Below are 23,315 nucleotides of genomic sequence, written 5' to 3' on the forward strand. Positions count from 1 at the left end.
TGGATCATTCTTTTCCGCATCGCTACGTGGGTCTTCAACTTCAAATGTAATCGTAACTTCTTGTGGAGCTTGGTTATAATGAGCTGGGTAAGTAACCACTACGGTTTTAGTATAAGTACCAGCTTGTGTAGCAGTAGGAGCTTGACCGTCTTTCCATGCAAATGTTGTTGCACCACGGTAGTTATTTGGGAATTCTGGTGTTCCAGCTTTATTGGTTACATAGTTAGCTGGATCAGCATCAAAACTTCCACCAACATTAGCAGTGTACTTTTCTTTGACTGCTACTGCTTGAAATTTTGCACTTTCATTATCAATGAAGTTATCTGTGAAACCAGTCATAATATTTGTTCTTCCACCAAAAACTCCTGTTCCTTGCATACCTGCAACATAGTCAAGTGGCTTAGATTTATCTACGATTGGTGTGTCAAATGTAATCGTCCACATAACATTACGAATTGCATTATTATCCGCTGTCATCGTATACAAAGCCTGTGAACGTTCTGCTGTTTGAGCCGCTATCGCTGCTTCATTTCCTTGAATTGCTGGATTTTTTGTATCTTTGTAAAGTTGAGTCAAACGCTTCGTCATTTCAGCGCCAGTATAGGTATTCATTCTACCATTTTGACCCATTAAGTATGATCCATCGTTATCTTTCCAGTAATTACGTGTATTGACTACTTTCCCATTTTTGTCAGTTTGAACAACGTTCCAGTTTGTTGGTGCGCCAACAGAATCTTTAGGAATCGTAAAGTAAACATAACCGCTAGCGGAATTTGCTTTTCGACCAGGATTATCAAGAACAGTCCAATGGATAACATTATTAGCCTTATCTACTTCGTAGCTAATCTGTATGTAATCTTGAACATTTTCTTTATTAGAATAATCAAGATTTTGTGCACCATCTGACGTACGTGTTGCTGTAGTTGATGCTGAACGTGTTGTTCCTGGTGCGATAGCTCGACGACTACGTACACGAGGCGCATTTGCAGTTTCTGACACAGTAATATTATTTGTATTAGTGTTCTCTGAGCTTGCTGTAGTTGATGATGTTGTAGAAGCTGTGACTGAACGAGATGCCTCTGATGCAGTTGCTGGTTTTACGGTTGATGTATTTGTTGAGCCTGTAGCTTCTGAAGCAACCGCTTGACTTGTTGATGTCGCTGCTGAATTTGCCGGCGCTGAACTTGTAGCACTTGTTGAAGCTGGCGCTACTGAGCTTGTAGGCTCAACTGATGTCGCTGCGACTGTTTCAACGGCAGCTGGTGCTACCGTAGTAGTTGATACACTTTCTGGTGCTGTGATTGGCGAAGTTTCAGCCACAACTCCTTCACCTTGACTTGCACTTACAGCTGTAGCTACAACTGTTGCTCCATCAGATGTCGTTTCATCCGCTTGAGCTGTGTGACCAATCATGATCAAAGTACCAAGCAAGACCGAGCAGACTCCAATATTCAATTTACGAATCGAGAAACGACTCTTCTTACTAAAGATATCTTTACTCATATTTCCTCCTAGACAAGTAATCATTATATTTTGATTACTCTTAAATAATTTAAATTGAATTTCCCTAACGTCAATATATCATATAATTAGAATTGAATCAATATTTTACTATCATAAAATTAGTTTTCTCTCTTTTTTTAAAATAACTTAAGCATTATTCTTTTCAAAGTATTTATTTTCTAACACCTTCTTTTTATACAGAACCTATACAACTTTACATATATAATTCAAAGCATAAATCAATAATTGTATTTAAAGTATTTATAACATCTTACAATATCAATATATATTACTTTGTAAAAGTCTTACAATTTTCGAATCATAGAATGATTCTTACCTTTTACACTTTCAACATTTATAGATACACTCATAATTTAACTAAGATCAAGTGTAAATATACATTTTTTTAGATTTATTAATGTAATTAGATTGAAAATATGTCAGTATTTTTAATGGTTTATCTTTCCATAGAACTTTGTTTTTGACTGAATAATTAAAAAATTGCTCTATGATGTCTGTAATAGATAAAACTACTATAGAGATTATAAAGCAGGTATTTTTAAGACTAGAATTGTGATTATGAATCATTTTATCAAAAAATCACGACCCTATCGAGCCTTAAAAAATCATTGACGACTCTTCCAAAAGGACAGCCGTAAGTTATCTCTCACCCCTTTTTACTCAAAGACCTTCCGTCAAACTTTATAACCACATAAAGTCATTGAAAAGACACTGAATTTCTCAGAGGAACTCAGCGACTACTATAATCTTTACCAACTCTTACTATTTCACTTTCAGGAGAAGAGAGTAGATAGGTTCTTTGAGCTGATAGAGAAAACTTGAAGCAAGGTCAATCATTAATTTCAAACATACTTAAGGACTTTTCTTAAACACAAACAATACAAAAAATGTTTTAGAAGCGCAGTATTCGATTACAAAAATAGAAGATGCCAATATACTTAACAAGCATATCAAAGGTTTGAGATTTGGTTTAAAAAACTTTATTAACCTTAGAAAGCCTGTATTCATCACTTTGAACATAACACAAAAGAGACCCATCCCTATCGGGATGAGTCTCTTTTTCGAAAACTGAAATAGTCTAACTAACTATATTGAGGGTTTTGACCTTTTTTACTATTTTAGTCTTCTTTTTTGCGTTTTCCTGCCAAACCAAGTCCAGCTGCCGCAAGGATTCCTCCGAGAGCCATAGCTGCCATAGACGCATCATCACCTGTTTCAGGGAGTGCTGGTCCTTTAGGAGCTTCTGGTGTAGTTGGTGGTGTCACTGGTGGAACCACTGGAGTTGGTGGAGTCGGCGGTGTTGGTGGTGTTGGTGGTGTTGGTGGAGTCGGTGGAGTCACAATATTGTTGAACTCAGTATCTTCTGGCAATTGAGAAGTTGCTGTCAAGACTTTACCGTCTTTAGATACAGAAACAACGACTGTAGCTACCATCTTATCGTAGGTAACAGTTGCATCGTTACCTCGTACTTCTTCTACTGTGTAGACGTGAGTACCTTCTTCACCACGTTTGTACTCAAGAGCTGAGAACTTAATCTTACCGTTAGCATCATTGCTTACAGTTTCGATCACATTACCCTTGCTGTCTTTAAGTACGAAGCTAAACTCACCAGCTTTAAGTTGACGACCTTCAAGTTTCTTAGTGAATTCAAATTCAACCTTAGTTGGGATATTGACTACACGTTTTTCTGTTGGTTTTTCTGGTTTTTCAACAGATTTCTTAGTTGGGTCGTATTGGTGAACGATTTGTGACGCAGTATTTTCGATGTCTACACCATCTTTAGCAGTGCCTTTGATAGTTGCAGGAATATCGAACTTGTAGTAGCGTCCGAATGCCAATTTGGCAGTATCGATCACTTGTGTGTTTTCTGCATCGCCAAGTGACTTAGTAAGGTCAGCTTTAGATGTTGCAGTAATCACACCGTCAACGATTTGGATATCGAACTTAGCTGTCACATCTTCTCCTGTTACAGAGTCGTATGCTTTAATATCAGCAACATTGATGTTCAAGTTTTCGCTGTCATATTTATCTGTAACACCTACAGATTGGATATTGTGAGCGTCAGTGAAGTTAGTTGTGTCGAGCCATACTTGGTAGACAAACTTATCACCTTTCTTGAGTGTCTTAGTATTGATATTTTCAGCTTCGTTGTTAGCTGTGCTGTCAGCGTAAGGATCCTTGTTAGTATCGCCTACTTTATCTTTCAACTCAGCATCATCGTCAACAAGTTTCATACCAGTGATATCGAATTTCTCTTTAGAAACAACGTATTTCTCTGGTTGGAACTTAGGTTTTTCTGGTGGACGAACAGTGTTGTTAAATTCTTTGTCTGCTGGGTCGTTCACTTTAGTGATAAGAGCTTTCGCTTTACCATCATGTGAGACTTCAACAGTGACAAGAGCTTTCATACCGTCGTATTGAACAGTACCATCAGTACCTTTAACTTCTTCTACTGTGTACTTGTAAGTACCTTCTTGGCCTTTCTTGTACTCAATAGGTGAGAATTTAACGTTACCTTTAGCGTCATTGCTTACAGTTTCAAGAGTCTTACCTTCTGAATCTTTAAGCACGAAGCTGAATTCATTAGCTTTAAGCTCACGGCCTTCCAAACGTTTAGTGAAGTTGAATTCTACTGAAATTGGAACACTGTTAACACGTTTTTCAGTTGGTACGTTTGGTTTTTCAACTTTCTTAGTTGTTGGGTTGTAGTAGTTAACTACTTGAGCCGCAGTATTTTCGATATCCACACCGCCAGCGACGTCTGCTTTCACTGTTGCAGGAATATCAAATTTATAGTAGCGACCAAACTCGAACTTAGTAGTGTCAATAACTTGAGTATTTTCAGCATCGCCAAGTGACTTAGTGAAGCCATCTTTAAGGTTAGCTGTAACAACACCATTTTCAACCTTAATGTCGAACTTAGAAGTTACATCCGCACCTGATACTGAATCGTAAGCCTTGATTGCTGATGCATCAACATCCAACTTAGTTTCATCGTAGTCATCAGTGATACCAACAGTTTGGATATGATCCTTGTTGTTAGCGTCAAATTGAGTTGTATCAAGCCATACTTGGTAGTAAAGTTTTTGACCAGGTTTAACTGACTTAGTATTCAAGTTTTCCAATTCGTTGTTTGATGCATCATCAGCGTAAGGGTTGGTATTTGTATCTGCAACCTTATTAGCCAATTCTTTATCATCATCAACGAGTTTAGTACCTGTTACGTCAAATTTCGCTTCAGAAACAACATATTTTTCTGGTTGGAACTTAGGTTTTTCTGGTGGACGAACAGCATTGTTGAATTCTTTATCAGCAATTTCACCAACAGTCGCTACAAGAGCTTTAGCAGTACCATCATGAGAAACAGTGATTGTTACATTCGCTTTCATTGTATCGTATGTAACAGTTGCATCAGTTCCTTTGACTTCTTCTACTGTGTACTTGTGAACGCCTTCTTGGCCTTTCTTGAATTCAAGTTTAGAGAATTTAACGTTACCAGCTGCATCATTCTTAACAGTTTCAACAACTTTACCTGCTTCATTCTTCAACTCGAATGTGAATTCGTTAGCTTTAAGCTCACGACCTTCCAAACGTTTAGTGAAGTTGAATCCGACTTCAACTGGAACACTGTTAACACGTTTTTCAGTTGGTACCTTAGGTGTTTCAACTTTCTTAGTTGTTGGGTTGTAGAAGTGAACTACTTGTCCAGCTGTATTTTCAATATCTACACCACCAGGAACAGAGTCTTTAACAGTGGTTGGGATATCGAATTTATAGTAACGGCCAAAGGCAAACTTAGTTGTGTCGATGATTTGAGTATTTGCATCGTCTCCAAGTGACTTAGTGAAGCCATCTTTAAGGTTAGCAGTAATCATACCATTTTCAACTTTGATGTCGAATTTAGCTGTTACATCTTCGCCTGTTACTGAATCGTAAGCTTTAATAGCTGAAGCATCAAGATCCAATTTAGTTTCATCGTAGTCATCAGAAATACCAACTGTTTGGATGTAATCCTTGTTGTTAGCATCGAATTGAGTTGTATCGAGCCATACTTGGTAAACAAGTTTATCACCACGTTTAACAGACTTAGTATTCAAGTTTTCAGCTTCGTTGTTTGATGCGTCATCAGCATATGGGTTCGCATTTGTATCTGCGTACTTGTCTGCCAATTCTTTATCATCATCAACGAGTGAGTTACCCTTGATGTCAAATTTCTCTTTGTTCACAACATATTTCTCTGGTTGGAACTTAGGTGTTTCTGGTGGAACCACCTTGTTGTTGAACTCTTTATCGTTAGCGCTTGAAGCGAATCCGCCTGTTGAAGCGTGGTTAACGACAGTTGTGAGAACTTTGCCTTCCTTAGTAACTTCCACTGTTACAGTTGCTTTCATAGCATCGTAAGTGATTGAAGTATCTTTACCAGCTACTTCTTCAACTGTGTAAGTGAATGTCTTACCAAGATCTGCTTTACTGAACAAGAGTTTTTCAAACTTGATGTGACCATCTTTATCGTTGGTTACTGTTTGAAGAACCTTGTTGTCTTTATCTTTCAATACAAAGCTGAACTCGCCTGCAGTCAACTCACGTCCTTCAAGTCGTTTAGTGAAGTTGAACTCGAGTGGAACTGGAACGTTGTTTTCACGTGTTTGAGTTGGTTTTTCAGGAGTTGTAACTTTCTTATTGAATGGGTTGTATTGGTGAATTGTTTGGTTAGCTGTATTTTCAATATCTACACCGTCGTTAGCATCAATGTCTTTAACAACAGCTGGGATATCAAATTTATAGTAACGACCAAACTCGAATTTAGTTGTATCGATGACTGGAGTAGCATCTGTTGCACTAATAGCTTTAGTCAAGCTTGCTTTAGATGTACCATAGAGAACACCATTTTCAACTTTAATATCGAACTTGTCTGTAACATCCTTACCAGTGATACCATCGTAAACCTTGATTTCAGAAGCGTCGATATCGAGCTTAGCTTCTTCGTAGTTATCTGTGATACCAACTGTTTGAAGGTTGCTTTCTGCAGTGAAATCACGAGTATCAAGCCATACTTGATAGTAGATCTTTTGACCACGTTTGAGGGTCTTACCATTCAAGTTTTGGATTTCAACTTTATCTGCTGAATCATCGTCATCAGCAAGTTTGTTACCAATGATGTCGAAGCTTGGTTCTGAAACAACGTATTTCTCTGGTTTGAAGTTAGGAGTTACGTTGTTATCGAAAATTCTGTCATCTGATTCATAAGTATTTCCACCAACTGTAGCATAAGAGATAACTGTTGATAATTGATTATCTGCTGAAGGTTTAATAACTTTAACAGTAACGTTGACTTTCATATTGTCATAAGTAACTGTTGTATCAGTTCCTTTAACTTCTTCTACAGTGTAGTTAAAGGTCTTACCAAAATCGTCTCTTCCATAATTAATAGTAGAGAAAGTTACTTTGCCTTTAGCATCATTCTGAACAGTTTCAAGAACTTTTCCTGCTTCGTCTTTCAAGACAAAGTTAAATTCCTTATCTTTCAATTGACGACCATTAAGTGTCTTACCGAAGATCAACTCGATAGCAGTTGGAACGTTGTTAACACGTTTTTCAGTTGGTTTGTTTGGTTTTTCAACAGTCTTAGTAGTTGGGTTGTAGTAGTTTACAACTTGAGCTGCTGTATTTTCAATTTCAGCACCATCGTAAGCACCGTCAGTAACCTTAGCTGGGATGACAAACTTGTAGTAACGTCCAAATTCGAACTTAGTAGTATCGATAATTTGAGTGTTTTCTGCATCGCCAAGTGACTTAGTGAAGCCAGCTTTAAGGTTAGCAGTAATCACGCCGTTAGCGATAGAGATGTCGAACTTGTCAGTAACATCAGCACCAGTCTTACCATCGTAAGCCTTGATATCTGATTGCTTAACTTCCAATTTAGCTTCATCATAATCATCAGTGATACCAACAGTTTGGATGTTATCCTTGTTGTTTGCATCAAATTGATTTGTATCAAGCCATACTTGGTAGTTAATAGTGTCGCCACGTTTAACAGCTTTAGTATTGATGTTTTCTGCTTCGTTGTTATCAGCTTTATCAGCATAAGGGTTCGCATTTGTTTCTGCGTACTTATCTGTCAACTCTGCATCATCATCAAGAAGCTTAGTGCCAGTGATATCAAACTTACCATTATCTTTGCTAAGAACGTATTTCTCTGGTTGGAACTTAGGTTCTTCTGGTGGAGTTACACGGTTGTTAAATTCTTTATCCGCAATGTCGCCTACAGTCGCGATAAGAACTTTAGCAGTACCATCGTGTTTAACTGTGACTGTTACATTCGCTTTCATTGTGTCGTATGTAACGGTTGCATCTGTTCCTTTAACTTCTTCTACTGTGTAGTTGTGTACGCCTTCTTGACCCTTCTTGAATTCAAGAGCTTTGAACTTAACGTTACCAGATGCATCATTGCTTACAGTTTCAAGAGTCTTACCTTCTGAATCTTTAAGGACGAAGCTGAATTCGTTAGCTTTAAGCTCACGGCCTTCCAAACGTTTAGTGAAGTTGAATTCCACTTCAACTGGTACGTTGTTAACACGTTTTTCAGTTGGTTTGTTTGGTTTTTCAACTTTCTTAGTTGTTGGGTTGTAGTAGTTAACTACTTGAGCCGCAGTATTTTCAATATCCACACCACCAGGTACATCAGCTTTCACTGTTGTTGGGATGTCGAACTTGTAGTAACGTCCGAAGGCGAATTTAGTTGTGTCGATAACTTGAGTGTTTTCCGCATCGCCAAGTGACTTAGTGAAGCCTGCTTTAAGGTTAGCTGTGATTACACCATTTTCGATTGAGATATCGAATTTATCTGTAACATCAGCACCAGAAACTGAATCGTAAGCCTTGATAGCTGATGCATCCACATTCAACTTAGTTTCATCGAAGTCATCTGTGATACCAACAGTTTGGATATTATCCTTGTTGTTTGCATCAAATTTAGTTGTATCCAACCATACTTGATAGTAGATAGTTTGACCACGTTTAACAGACTTAGTATTCAAGTTTTCAGCTTCGTTGTTTGAAGCATCGTCCGCGTATGGGTTCGCATTTGTATCTGCGTACTTGTCTGCCAACTCTTTGTCATCATCAACGAGTTTTGTACCTGTTACGTCGAACTTAGCTTCTCCAACTACGTATTTCTCTGGTTGGAACTTAGGTTCTTCTGGAGGTGTGACACGGTTGTTAAATTCTTTGTCCGCAATTTCGCCTACAGTCGCGATAAGAACTTTAGCTGTACCATCGTGTTTAACTGTGACTGTTACATTCGCTTTCATTGTATCGTATGTAACGGTTGCGTCGCTTCCTTTAACTTCTTCTACTGTGTAGTTGTGTACGCCTTCTTGGCCTTTCTTGAATTCAAGTTTAGAGAACTTAACGTTACCTGAAGCATCATTGCTTACAGTTTCAAGAGTCTTACCTTCTGAATCTTTAAGAACGAAGCTGAATTCGTTAGCTTTAAGCTCACGACCTTCCAAACGTTTAGTGAAGTTGAATTCCACTTCAACTGGAACGTTGTTAACACGTTTTTCAGTTGGTTTATTTGGTTTTTCAACTTTCTTAGTTGTTGGGTTGTAATAGTTAACTACTTGAGCCGCTGTATTTTCGATGTCTGAACCACCAGGTACATCAGCTTTAACTGTTGTTGGGATGTCGAACTTGTAGTAACGTCCGAAGGCGAATTTAGTTGTGTCGATAACTTGAGTGTTTTCTGCATCGCCAAGTGACTTAGTGAAGCCATCTTTAAGGGTTGCAGTGATCACACCGTTGTTAACAGTGATATCGAATTTAGCTGTAACATCATCACCTGTTACTGAATCGTAAGCTTTGATCTTAGTAGCATCAAGCTCCAATTTAGCTTCATCGTAGTCATCTGAGATTCCTACTGATTGGATGTTGTCCTTGTTAGCTGCATCGAATTTAGTTGTATCCAACCATACTTGGTAAACCAACTTGTCGCCACGTTTCACAGTCTTAGTGTTCAAGTTTTCTTTTTCGTTATTTGATGCATCGTCAGCGTATGGGTTCGCATTTGTGTCTGCGTACTTGTCTGCCAACTCTTTATCATCATCAACGAGTTTGTCACCAGTGATATCGAATTTTTCTTTAGAAACAACGTATTTCTCTGGTTGGAACTTAGGTTCTTCCGGAGGAGTTACACGGTTGTTAAATTCTTTATCCGCAATGTCGCCAACAGTCGCGATAAGTACTTTAGCTGTTCCATCGTGTTTAACTGTAACTGTTACATTCGCTTTCATTGTGTCGTATGTAACGGTTGCGTCTGAGCCTTTAACTTCTTCTACGGTGTAGTTGTGTACGCCTTCTTGGCCTTTCTTGAACTCAAGTTTAGAGAACTTAACGTTACCTGAAGCATCATTGCTTACAGTTTCAAGAGTCTTACCTTCTGAATCTTTAAGAACGAAGCTGAATTCGTTAGCTTTAAGCTCACGGCCTTCCAAACGTTTAGTGAAGTTGAATTCCACTTCAACTGGAACGTTGTTAACACGTTTTTCAGTTGGTTTGTTTGGTTTTTCAACTGTCTTGCTTACTGGGTTGTAGTAGTTAACAACTTGGGCAGCAGTATTTTCGATATCTGCACCGCCAGGAACATCGTTCTTAACAGTTGCTGGAATATCAAACTTGTAGTAACGTCCAAATTCAAATTTAGTTGTATCAATGATTTGAGTATTTTCTGCGTCGCCAAGTGACTTAGTGAAGCCAGCTTTAAGAGTTGCAGTCATCACACCATTTTCAACATTAATGTCAAATTTATCTGTGACATCAGCTCCAGTTACTGAATCGTAAGCCTTGATTGCTGAACCATCTACATCAACCTTAGTTTCATCGTAGTCATCAGTGATTCCTACAGTTTGAACGTTGTCTTTGTTAGCTGCGTCAAATTTAGTTGTATCCAACCATACTTGATAGTAGATCTTTTCGCCGCGTTTAACAGACTTAGTATTGATGTTTTCTGCTTCGTTGTTATCAGCTTTATCTACATATGGATCGGTATTTGTTTCACCATATTTATCAGTCAACTCTGCATCATCATCGAGAAGCTTGTTATCAGTGATAGAGAATTTCGCTGTATTCAATACGTATTTCTCTGGTTGGAACTTAGGTTCTTCTGGAGGTGTTACACGGTTGTTAAATTCTTTATCCGCAATGTCGCCTACAGTCGCGATAAGAACTTTAGCTGTTCCATCATGTTTAACTGTGACTGTTACATTCGCTTTCATTGTATCGTATGTAACGGTTGCGTCTGAGCCTTTAACTTCTTCTACTGTGTAGTTGTGTACGCCTTCTTGACCTTTCTTGAACTCAAGTTTAGAGAACTTAACGTTACCAGCCGCATCGTTGCTTACAGTTTCAAGAGTCTTACCTTCTGAATCTTTAAGTACGAAGCTGAATTCGTTGGCTTTAAGCTCACGACCTTCCAAACGTTTAGTGAAGTTGAATTCCACTTCAACTGGAACGTTGTTAACACGTTTTTCAGTTGGTTTAGTTGGTTTTTCAACTTTCTTAGTTGTTGGGTTGTAGTAGTTAACTACTTGAGCCGCAGTATTTTCAATATCTGCACCACCAGGAACATCAGCTTTAACTGTTGTTGGGATGTCGAACTTGTAGTAACGTCCGAAAGCAAATTTAGTTGTGTCGATAACTTGTGTGTTTTCTGCGTCGCCAAGTGACTTAGTGAAGCCATCTTTAAGTGTTGCAGTAATCACACCGTTGTTAACAGTGATATCGAATTTAGCTGTAACATCATCACCTGTTACTGAATCGTAAGCTTTGATCTTAGTAGCGTCAAGCTCCAATTTAGTTTCATCGTAGTCATCTGAGATTCCTACTGATTGGATGTTGTCCTTGTTAGCTGCGTCGAATTTAGTTGTATCCAACCATACTTGGTAAACCAACTTATCGCCACGTTTAACAGTCTTAGTATTGATGTTTTGTGCTTCGTTGTTTGAGGCATCGTCAGCGTATGGGTTCGCATTTGTATCTGCGTACTTGTCTGCCAACTCTTTATCGTCATCAACGAGCTTGTCACCAGTGATATCGAATTTCTCTTCAGAAACAACGTATTTCTCTGGTTGGAACTTAGGTTCTTCTGGAGGTGTGACACGGTTGTTGAACTCTTTATCAGCTGCATCTGTCACGTTAGCAACGATTGCTTTAGCTGTACCGTCGTGTGAAACCACAACTTTAACAGTAGCAACCATTGTGTCGTATTTGACAGTTGTATCTGTACCAGGAGTTTCTTCTACTGTGTAGTTGTAAGTCTTACCAAGATCATCGCGACCAAATTTAAGAGTCTTGAAGACAATCTTACCAGCAGCGTCGTTCTTCACGCGTTCAACTTCAACGCCGTCTTTCTTCAATACAAATTCGAATTCGTTAGCTTGAAGTTCACGACCTTCCAAACGTTTTGTGAAGTTCATTTCCACTGGAACTGGAACGCTGTTAACACGTTTTTGTGTTGGTTTTTCAGGTTTTTCAACTGTCTTGCTTACTGGGTTGTAAACGTGAACTGTTTGGTTGGCTGTATTTTCAATATCAGCACCAGCTTTAACAGATTCTTTAACAGTTGCTGGGATATCAAATTTATAGTAACGTCCAAATGCGAATTTAGTAGTATCGATAACAGGGTTGTTTACTTTATCTTTGATAAATTCATCTTTAGAAGTTGCAGTGATTGTGCCATTTTCAACTTTGATGTCGAATTTAGCAGTCACGTCTGCACCAGTTACTGAATCGTATGCTTTGATGTCAGCAGCGTTAACGTCCAATTTTTCTGCATCGTATTTATCAGATACACCAACGTATTGGATGTTGTTAGCTTCTGTGAATTTAGTAGTATCAAGCCATACTTGGTATACCAATTTAGAACCGCGTTCAACAGTCTTAGTATTCAAGTTTTCTGGTTCGTTGTTTTTAACACCATCAACATATGGATTTGCATTTGTTGCTGTGTACTCGTTACCAGGTACATCATCGTCGTCATCCATCAACTTGTCACCAGTAATGTCATATTTCTCTTTAGAAACGACAAATTTTTCTGGTTGGAATTCAGGAGTTTCTGGAGGAGTGACTTTGTTGTTGAATTCTTTATCTGCAGTACCGTCAGTTGCATTACCATTTGCGTCTACACCACCAGTTGATGTAACGTTTGTAACAGTAGTCAATGTGTGACCGTTCTTAGCAACTTCAACTGTAACAGTAGCTTTCATCTTATCGTAAGTCATACCAAACTCTTTGTTGGCTGGGATAACTTCTTCTACTTTATAAGTATGAGTACCTACTTTAGTGTTGTCGAATGACAAGTTAGAGAATGAAACATTACCAGCAGCATCATTTTTAACTGTTTCAACTACTGCACCTGTAGAATCTTTCAATACGAAGCTGAATTCACCTGCTTTAAGTTCACGACCTGCCAATTTCTTAGTAAAGTCGAACTTAGTTACAACTGGAGCAACTACATAGTTGTTGAACTCAGTGTCTTCAGGCATTGTAACTGCAGTACTCAAGAGACCTGTAGCGGCATCTTTAGTAACTTTAACTTTCACTACTGCGTTCATAGTATCGTAATCGATATTTGTATCGTTACCAGCTTTTTCACGCACAGTGTAAGTGTGTTCACCTTCAGCGCTGTATTCAATAGCATCAAAAGTGATTGAACCGTCTGCTGCATTTTTCTTAGTTTGGATTACATTGCCATTTTCAAGCAATTCGAATGTGAAGGCATCTGCTTCAAGTGCTTTACCTTCAAGACGTTTAGTGAACTTGAATTGAGCTTGAGTAGGAGCTGATGTGAAGGTATTGTTGAACTCTTTATCAGTTGGAAGAGTTGCAACAGCAGTAAGCGCATGACCTGACTTAGTAACAGTAACTGTTACGTTAGCTTTCATTGGGTCATAAGTCATACCTGCTTCAGTTCCTTGAACTTCTTCTACAGTGTACTTGTGGTCACCAACTTGAGCATTTGTAAATGTCAATGCGTCAAATTTAACTTTACCGTTGGCATCATTTTGTTTTGTTTGAAGGACTTTACCATCTTTGTCTTTCAATACAAAGCTAAATTCGCCAGCTTTCAAGTCACGACCTGCAAGAGCTTTGCTGAAGTCAAATTGTGCAGTTACAGGAGCTACAACGTGGTTGTTGAAGATCTTGTCATCAGTACCAGTTGCTTCACCACCTGTTGAAGTCATTTCAGTCTTAGCAACCAAAAGACCTGTAGCGGCATCTTTAGTAACTGTTACTTTAACTGCGATAGTCATTTCATCGTAGTCTACATCGGCATTGTTGCCCTTCACTTCTTTAACAGTGTAGTTGTAGACACCTTCACGGTCGAATGACAATTCGCTGAAGTTAATCTTACCGTTAGCTTTGTTAGTTACAGTTTCGTTAACATTGTTATCACCAGTCAATGTGAAGCTAAAGTCACCTGCGTTCAAAGTACCGTTTGAAAGTGATTTATCAAATTCAAGGTTAACTTTAATCGCACCTGGTGTGAATGTATTGTTGAACTCTGTATCTGCTGGAAGAGTATTTGTTGCTTTAAGAACGTGACCTTCCTTAGTAACAGTGATTGTTACTTCAGCCTTCATTGTATCGTAAGTCATACCAGCTTCTTTGTTTTCTGGGATAACTTCTTCTACAGTGTACTTGTGAGTACCAACTTGAGTATTGTCAAAGGTCAAATCATCAAAGGCTACAACACCTTCTTTAGTATTTTTCTTAGTTTGAAGAACTTTACCAGTTGAATCTTTCAATACGAAGCTAAATTCACCGGCTTTCAACTCACGACCTGCGAGAGCCTTGCTAAAGTCAAACTTAGTTTTAACTGGAGCTACAACGTAGTTGTTGAAGACTTTATCATCTGCACTTGAAGCAAATCCACCAGTACCACTGTATTTAACAGAAGCTTGCAAATCACCTTTAGAGTTTTCAGTTACAGTAACAGTCATCTTAACTGTCATACCATCGTAATCGACGTTTGTATCTGCCCCTTTAACCTCAGTGATTGTGTAGATGTAAGTACCAACTTTATTGAAAGTTAAGTTACTAAATGTAGCTTTACCGTTTTTATTAGTAACAGTTTCTTCATATGACGGAAGTGATTTGTTTTCATTGACTTCTTTAATCTTGAAGCTGAATTCACCATCAACAAGTACACGTCCTTCCAATTGTTTTTCAACTTCTGGTGTAACTGTTACAGGTTCTTGTTTGACATAGTAATAAACAGGTTGTTTATACGGTGTCAAAGAGTTAAGCAAGTCAACGTTGGTACCGATACCATTTACTCCACGAACCAATTGTTCATTTGGAGAAAGGTGACCAATATTGTCTCCTAAGAATGGTACGAATACAGTTTTATATGGTGTATATCCAGCAGCTTTTTGGAAGTCAAATGGAACTTCTTTACCATTTGCATAGGTTACACCTTTACTATCAGTGAAAGCAATTGTATTAAGAGGTGATTTCTTAACAGCTAATTCTTGTTTGTTGTAATCACCTGGTTTAATTGGTTTCGTTTCTGCTAGCAACATGTAGCCATCAGTGCTCAATGTACCATCAGAACGCTTGCTTTGTTGTTTTGGATCTAGAAGATAAACACGAACAACTACAGTTCCATCTTCACCCACGATTTCTTTAATACGTTTAATTCCTGCACGCTCAGCGTCCATGAATTTCGTTCCAACAGTATAAGGACGACTCACATATCCTGACTGATCATTTGCTTCAGCTGCTTGATAAAGTTTGTATCCATCAAATTGGCGCTCTCCAGATGCTGTGAAGTTTTGACCTTCCATAGCTTTAAGAGTGTATGAAGCTAAGTCTACTTCATTACCATTTGCTTTATAATCTTGAACAGTTACATCAGTTTTATTCGCCTTAAATGTTGGATTGTTTTTATCAACTACTTTATAGTAAGTTGTTTTATTAACTGATACTGGAATCTTGGCATTAGTATCTGTAATCGTACGACCGTTATATGCTGGTTCTACAACGTTGATAATATCTGTTGATGTACGAGCAGCATAAACTGCATCATATAATTTTTGTTCTTCAGTAGTAAGGTTATGTCCTGGAGCTACTAAAGCTTGGATACTTGCCCCAACTTCATAACCAAATTGAATAAATGGTTGGTCCGTTTTACCAGGTCCAGCTCCTAAACCTTTATCATAATCTACTTGGAAAGTTAATTCACCTTTAGAAGCAGATTGAGTAGTCGTGAATTTTTGAATACCACTAGACGCAGTAATTGTTCTTGTTTCAACTACAGCACCAGTATTTTTGTTGATCAATTCAACAGTCGTATCTGTTGAAGCATCAAATCTCTTGTAAGCACGTACATAGTAGCTTGTATTGTAACGTTCATTGAAGCGGGTTAGGTCTACGATACTATAGGTGTAGACATCGCCTTCTTTAGCAGCATATCCTGATGGTACTGTTTGTGAACGAACACTTGCACCATTTGGATCCGTCATCTCAGGTGTAGCAACTTCACCGTCTTTTAGGAAAGTTGCTACAGCAACCGGCTCGTTATTGTGGTCTGTAGCGGCACGACGATTACGACGGCTGCTTCTTGTTGCCAAAGCGCCAGCATTCGTCAAATCAGTTGCTGCACGGTCAAGCGTTGCACTACGAACTGCTGCTGATCCTACAGAATAAAAACGCGCAGAACCACGTGTGTTAAGACTTGTAGTTGCTGCCGCAGTTTCGGCTGCTGCTGTTTCTTCAGCTACTGGAGCTGCTGTTGCTGCAGTACGATTAGCCGCTGTTGCAGCTGGAGTTGCTGCAGCGGCTGTCGCTGAAGCTGTTGTTTCAACCTTGTTGCTAGCTGCATTTGTTGATGCTGCTGTAGCTGGCTTAGCTGTTTCTGTAGCAGCCTTTTCAGTTGGTTTTGCTGCTTCCGAAGCTGGTTTAGCAGCTTGAGATTTTGCAGTTTCTGTAGCTTGTTTGTCAGTTGTCCCTGCGGCAGCCTTATCTGTTGTTGAAGCTTCTGGCGTCAAGTTAAATGTTGACGCAGTTGCCTCAGTTGAAGATACAGCTGCAGTAGGATCTGCTTGAGCTGTAGATGCTGTAGATGTCTCAATCAGGTTTGATGAACTTTCCCCCTCAACTGATGAATCAGGGTTTGATGAAGAAGCGTCAGGCGCTGTTACTTCATCGGCCTGTGCAGTATGAGCGGCAAAGAGTGCCGTTCCTAGCAAGACTGAAGCGACACCAAACGAATATTTACGCAATGAAAATCGTTGACGTCTATTGAAAATGTCTTTCATGTTTAAGTCTCCCTCTTAAAAAAATAGTTAGTTATAGATACATGACTACAAGTTAATTCCCCTCATATCCATGATTCATTCTCATTCTAACATTCTGACAATTTAGAGTCAAGTGATTAATCTATCTTTTCTAAAAAAACTTTAGTTATCTGACAATTGTTAAATCCAAACTCTTACAAAAAGCAGTCTTACGTTAAAACACTTGTATTATAAGCGTTTAAAACGCTTACTGTTATTTATCATAAAATCGTTTTTTCTAATATTTTGATATTAATTTTCTTCTTTAAAAGCCATCTTGAATTCACTTTTAACGTTCATTTTTCTAATAATTGGCTTTCTTAAATAAGTAAATTTCAAATAGAAGTAAGGATTGAAACAACTTTTAAACGTAAAAACCCTTTAAAAGTAAGACTTCCCTATTATCATTTTTAACTCTTCTTATATTATAAATTACCAAAGTTAGTCTTATAAAAATACGGAATCCACCATGTTTTTACCCGATATTTTCTATTTATTTATAAAGATCTATTTCTTTTCCTAACTATTCTCCCTATTTTTTGATGTTAACTATCTAATTTTAACTGTAAACACTAATCAGTCTTAGATTTAAGTGGGATTAGGGATAACCTTAACTTCATCTAAATATAATAAGTAATGAAGTCTACTAAAATACGAAGAATTATCTAATCCATCAGTATTGTATATATTGCCTTAAACATTTCTTTAGTTGAAATAATTGCTTGAGAATTCAAAATAACTCTTTTTTATGATAAAGGATATAAATCTTCCCAAAATTTTGACTTCTAATTTTACCAAAATTTAAAAAGCTCTCATCAAGACATATCAGCTACCAAAATCCTCTCATTACAAATCAAAAAGACCCACCCCTTTCGGGATGAATCTCTCTTTCGAAAACTGAAATAGTCTAACTAACTCAATTAGATGTGTACCTAATCACTATTTAGTCTTCTTTTTTGCGTTTTCCTGCCAAACCAAGTCCAGCTGCCGCAAGGATTCCTCCGAGAGCCATAGCTGCCATAGACGCATCATCACCTGTTTCAGGGAGTGCTGGTCCTTTAGGAGCTTCTGGTGTAGTTGGTGGTGTCACTGGTGGAACCACTGGTGTTGGAGGAGTCGGTGGTGTTACTGGTGGAACTACTGGTGTTGGAGGAGTTGGTGGAGTCGGTGGTGTTGGAGGAGTCGGTGGTGTCACAATATTGTTGAACTCAGTATCTTCTGGCAATTGAGAAGTTACTGTCAAGACTTTACCGTCTTTAGTTACTGAAACAACGACTCTAGCTACCATCTTATCGTAAGTAACAGTTGTATCGTTACCTTGTACTTCTTCAACAGTATAAATGTGAGTACCTTCTTCACCACGTTTGTACTCAAGTGCAGAGAACTTGATCTTACCTTTAGCATCATTGCTTACAGTTTCAATCACATTACCCTTGCTATCTTTAAGTACAAAGCTAAACTCACCAGCCTTAAGTTGACGGCCTTCAAGTTTCTTAGTGAATTCAAACTCAACTTTAGTTGGGATATTGATTACACGTTTTTCTGTTGGTTTTTCTGGTTTTTCAACAGATTTCTTAGTTGGGTCGTATTGGTGAACGATTTGTGAGGCTGTATTTTCAATGTCAACACCGTCCTTAGCAGATTGTTTAATTTCTGCTGGGATTTCAAACTTGTAGTAACGTCCGAAGGCGAACTTAGTTGTGTCGATGACTTGTGTATTTTCTGCATCTCCAAGTGACTTAGTAAGGTCAGCTTTAGATGTTGCAGTAATCACACCGTTTTCAACCTTGATATCAAACTTAGCTGTCACATCTTCTCCTGTTACAGAGTCGTATGCCTTAATACCAGCTCCGTTGACAGTCAAGTTTGCACTGTCATATTTATCTGTAATACCAACAGATTGAATATTGTGTGCTTCAGTGAATTTAGTTGTATCCAACCATACTTGGTAGTATACTTTATCACCTTTCTTGAGTGTCTTAGTATTGATATTTTGAGCTTCGTTGTTATCAGTCTTATCAACGTAAGGATTTGCATTTGTTTCCGCAATCTTATCCTTCAACTCTTTATCATCGTTGAGAAGTTTGTCACCTGTAATATCGAATTTAGATTCGTTCAAGATGTATTTCTCTGGATTGAAGTCTGGAGTTTCTGGAGGAGTTACACGGTTGTTGAACTCATTGTCTGCTGGATCTGTTACGTTAGTGATAAGAGCTTTCGCTGTTCCGTCATGTTTAACTTCTACAGTTACTACTGCTTTCATCGCATCGTAAGCGACAGTTCCATCAGTACCCTTCACTTCTTCAACTGTGAATTTGTGAACGCCCGCTTGTTCTTTCTTGAATTCAAGTTTAGAGAACTTAACGTTACCAGAGGCATCGTTCATTACAGTTTCAAGGACTTTACCTTCTGAATCTTTCAATACGAAGCTGAATTCGTTAGCTTTCAATTCACGTCCTTCCAGACGTTTAGTGAAGTTGAACTCTACTTGTACTGGTACGCTGTTAACACGTTTTTCAGTTGGTTTGCTTGGTTTTTCAACAGTCTTGCTTACTGGGTTGTAGTAGTTCACTACTTGAGCCGCAGTATTTTCGATGTCTACTCCACCTTTAACGTCCGCTTTAACAGTTGCTGGAATATCAAACTTGTAGTAACGTCCGAATTCGAATTTAGTTGTGTCGATGATTTGAGTATTTTCTGCATCGCCAAGTGACTTAGTGAAGCCATCTTTAAGGGTTGCTGTGATTACTCCGTTAGCTACTGTGATATCAAATTTAGATGTTACATCAGCACCAGTTTTACCATCGTAAGCTTTGATTGCTGAAGCATCAACATCAACTTTAGCCTCATCATAGTCATCTGAGATTCCTACAGATTGGATGTTGTCTTTGTTGTTTGCATCAAATTTAGTTGTATCTAACCATACTTGGTAAACTAGTTTTTGACCTGGTTTAACTGATTTAGTGTTAATGTTTTGAGCTTCATTGTTATCAGCTTTATCAGCATATGGGTTTGCATTTGTATCTGCATACTTGTCTGCTAATTCTTTATCATCATCTAATAATGAAGTTCCTGTTAGGTCAAATTCTTTTTCGTTTAGAACGTATTTCTCTGGGTTGAATTCTGGAGTTTCTGGTGGTGTTACTGTATTGTTGAACTCTTTGTCTGCGATGTCGCCTACAGTAGCCACAAGAACTTTAGCTGTTCCGTCGTGTGATACTGTTACTGTGACATTTGCTTTCATAGTATCGTATGTTACAGTTCCGTCAGTTCCTTTAACCTCTTCAACTGTAAAGTTGTGAACACCTTCTTCACCCTTCTTGAATTCAAGAGCTTTGAACTTAACGTTACCATCCGCATCGTTGCTTACAGTTTCAAGGACTTTACCTGTTGAATCTTTAAGAACGAAGTTGAATTCGTTAGCTTTAAGCTCACGACCTTCCAAGCGTTTAGTGAAGTTGAACTCTACTTGTACTGGTACGCTGTTGACACGTTTTTGAGTAGGTTTGTTTGGAGTTTCAACCTTCTTAGTTGTTGGGTTGTAGTAGTTGACTACTTGAGCCGCAGTATTTTCGATATCTACACCAGCTGCCACATCAGCTTTCACTGTCGTTGGGATGTCGAACTTGTAGTAACGTCCAAATGCGAACTTAGTTGTGTCAATAACTTGAGTGTTATCCGCATCGCCAAGTGACTTAGTGAAGCCAGCTTTAAGAGTTGCAGTAATCACACCGTTATTAACTGTGATATCGAATTTATCTGTTACATCGTCACCTGTTACTGAATCGTAGGCTTTGATCTTAGTAGAATCAAGATCCAACTTCGCTTCATCGTAGTCATCTGAGATGCCTACTGATTGGATGTTGTCCTTGTTAGCTGCGTCAAATTTAGTTGTATCCAACCACACTTGGTAAACAAGTTTATCACCACGTTTAACTGACTTCGTATTGATGTTTTCTGCCTCGTTGTTATCAGTTTTATCAACGTAAGGATTAGCTTCTGTTTCAGTGTATTTGTTTGTTAACTCTGAATCATCATCAAGAAGTTTGTTATCTGTGATTGAATATTTCTCTGTATTCAATACATATTTCTCTGGTTGGAACTTAGGCTCAGTTGGAGGTGTTACTACGTTGTTGAACTCTTTATCAGCGATATCGCCAACAGTTGCCACAAGAACTTTAGCTGTTCCATCGTGAGAAACAGTTACTGTTACATTCGCTTTCATAGTATCGTATGTAACGGTTGCGTCTGTTCCAGCTACTTCTTCTACAGTGTAGTTGTGAACGCCTGCTTGTTCTTTCTTGAATTCGATAGCTGAGAACTTAACGTTTCCATCTGCATCGTTGCTTACAGTTTCAACAACTTTACCTGTTGAATCTTTAAGCACGAAGCTGAATTCGTTAGCTTTCAACTCACGACCTTCCAAACGTTTAGTGAAGTTGAATTCTACTTGTACTGGTACGCTGTTGACACGTTTTTGAGTAGGTTTTTCAGAATCTTTAACTTTCTTATTGAATGGATTGTATTGGTGAATTGTTTGGTTAGCGGTATTTTCAATATCTACACCAGCTTTAACTGTTTGTTTAACAGTTGCTGGGATATCAAATTTATAGTAACGACCAAACTCAAATTTAGTTGTATCAATAACTGGACTTGCGTCTGTAGCGCTGATAGGTTTAGTCAAGCTTGCTTTAGATGAAGCACTGATTACACCGTTTTCAACGTTGATGTCGAATTTAGCTGTTACATCTTCACCAGTGATACCATCGTAAACCTTGATATCATCAGCGTTGATATCAAGCTTATCTTTTTCGTAGTTATCTTTGATACCAACTGTTTGAAGATTGTTTTCTGCTGTAAATTCTCGAGTATCAAGCCATACTTGATAGTAAATCTTTTGACCACGTTCAACTGACTTAGTATTCAAGTTTTCTTTTTCGTTGTTTGACGCAACGTCCGCATATGGTTTCGCATTGGTATCTGCGTACTTGTCTTCCAACTCTTTATCATCATCGGCAAGTTTGTTACCAATGATATCGAATCTTGGTTCTGAAACAACGTATTTCTCTGGTTTGAAGTTAGGAATTACCTCGTTATCGAAGACACGATCGTCAGCGCCATAAGCATCTCCACCTACTGTAGCGTAAGAAACGACAGTTGTTAATTGAGCACCTGGTGCAGGTTGGATAACTTGAACAGTAACATTGACTTTCATGTTATCGTAAGTAACTGTTGTGTCAGTTCCTTTAACTTCTTCTACTGTGTAGTTGAATGTCTTACCAAGATCTGCTTTAACGTAGTTGATAGTAGAGAATTTAACTTTACCTTCGGCATCATTCTTAACTGTTTCAAGAACATTACCTTCTTCATCTTTCAATTCGAAAGTAAATTCTTGATCTTTCAACTGACGTCCGTTAAGTGTCTTACCAAAGATCAACTCGATAGCAGTTGGAACGTTGTTAACACGTTTTTCAGTTGGTTTTTCTACTGGTTTTTCTTTCTTAGTAGTTGGGTTGTAATAGTTAACTACTTGAGCTGCTGTATTTTCAATTTCAGCACCATCATAAGCACCGTCAGCAACCTTAGCTGGAATGACAAACTTGTAGTAGCGTCCAAATTCGAACTTAGTAGTATCGATAACTTGAGTGTTTTCTGCATCGCCAAGTGACTTAGTGAAGCCAGCTTTAAGAGTTGCAGCAATCACTCCGTTATTAACTGTGATATGGAATTTGTCTGTAACGTCGTCACCACTCTTACCATCGTAAGCCTTGATTGCTGATTCACTTACTTCCAATTTAGCTTTATCGTAAGTATCAGTGATACCAACAGATTGAATGTTATCCTTGTTGTTTGCATCAAATTGAGTTGTATCAAGCCATACTTGGTAGTTGATAGTGTCACCACGTTTTACTGGTTGAGTATTGATGTTTATAAAGTCGAATATTGGTTTTTCATCTTTGTCAACTTTACCTGTATCAATTTTTTCGTTGTTGTCAGTTTTATCGACATATGGATCAGTATTTGTTTCTCCATATTTATCAGTCAACTCAGAATCATCATCAAGAAGTTTGGTACCAGTGATATCGAATTCACCTTTATCTTTGCTAAGAACGTATTTCTCTGGTTGGAACTTAGGTTCTTCTGGAGGACGAACAGTATTGTTGAACTCTTTATCAGCGATATCGCCAACAGTTGCCACAAGAACTTTAGCTGTTCCATCGTGAGAAACAGTTACTGTTACATTCGCTTTCATAGTATCGTATGTAACGGTTGCGTCTGTTCCAGCTACTTCTTCAACTGTGTAGTTGTGAACACCAGCTTGTTCTTTCTTGAATTCGATAGCTGAGAACTTAACGTTTCCAGATGCATCGTTGCTTACAGTTTCAACTACTTCACCAGCTGAATTCTTAAGTACGAAGCTGAATTCGTTAGCTTTAAGCTCACGGCCTTCCAAGC

At 38.3% G+C, this 23,315-nt stretch carries 3 protein-coding genes and 1 pseudogene; 1 reads left to right on the plus strand and 3 read right to left on the minus strand.

Annotated features, from left to right (window positions below; all coding sequences use genetic code 11):
* On the minus strand, positions 1-1,503 hold a 1,503-nt coding region (locus tag O3670_RS09635), incomplete at its 3' end, for a YSIRK-type signal peptide-containing protein (protein WP_371596075.1).
* A 561-nt stretch (positions 1,504-2,064) separates the two neighbouring features.
* On the opposite strand from O3670_RS09635, the pseudogene O3670_RS09640 reads away from it, so the two are divergent.
* A pseudogene (locus O3670_RS09640) lies at positions 2,065-2,596 on the plus strand (transposase); the annotation flags it as partial.
* A gap of 46 nt (positions 2,597-2,642) precedes the next feature.
* On the opposite strand, the gene O3670_RS09645 reads toward O3670_RS09640, so the two are convergent.
* Positions 2,643-16,841 carry an SspB-related isopeptide-forming adhesin gene (locus tag O3670_RS09645; RefSeq protein WP_371596076.1) on the minus strand — a complete coding sequence of 4,733 codons (14,199 nt, stop codon included), beginning with the start codon at positions 16,839-16,841 and terminating at the stop codon, positions 2,643-2,645.
* A gap of 961 nt (positions 16,842-17,802) precedes the next feature.
* Positions 17,803-23,315: SspB-related isopeptide-forming adhesin (locus O3670_RS09650; RefSeq protein WP_371596077.1), on the minus strand; the 5,513-nt coding region annotated here is incomplete at its 5' end.

Origin of the sequence: Streptococcus sp. 27098_8_74 (assembly GCF_041431705.1) — a bacterium.
In the GTDB taxonomy this organism is placed as follows: domain Bacteria; phylum Bacillota; class Bacilli; order Lactobacillales; family Streptococcaceae; genus Streptococcus; species Streptococcus salivarius_E.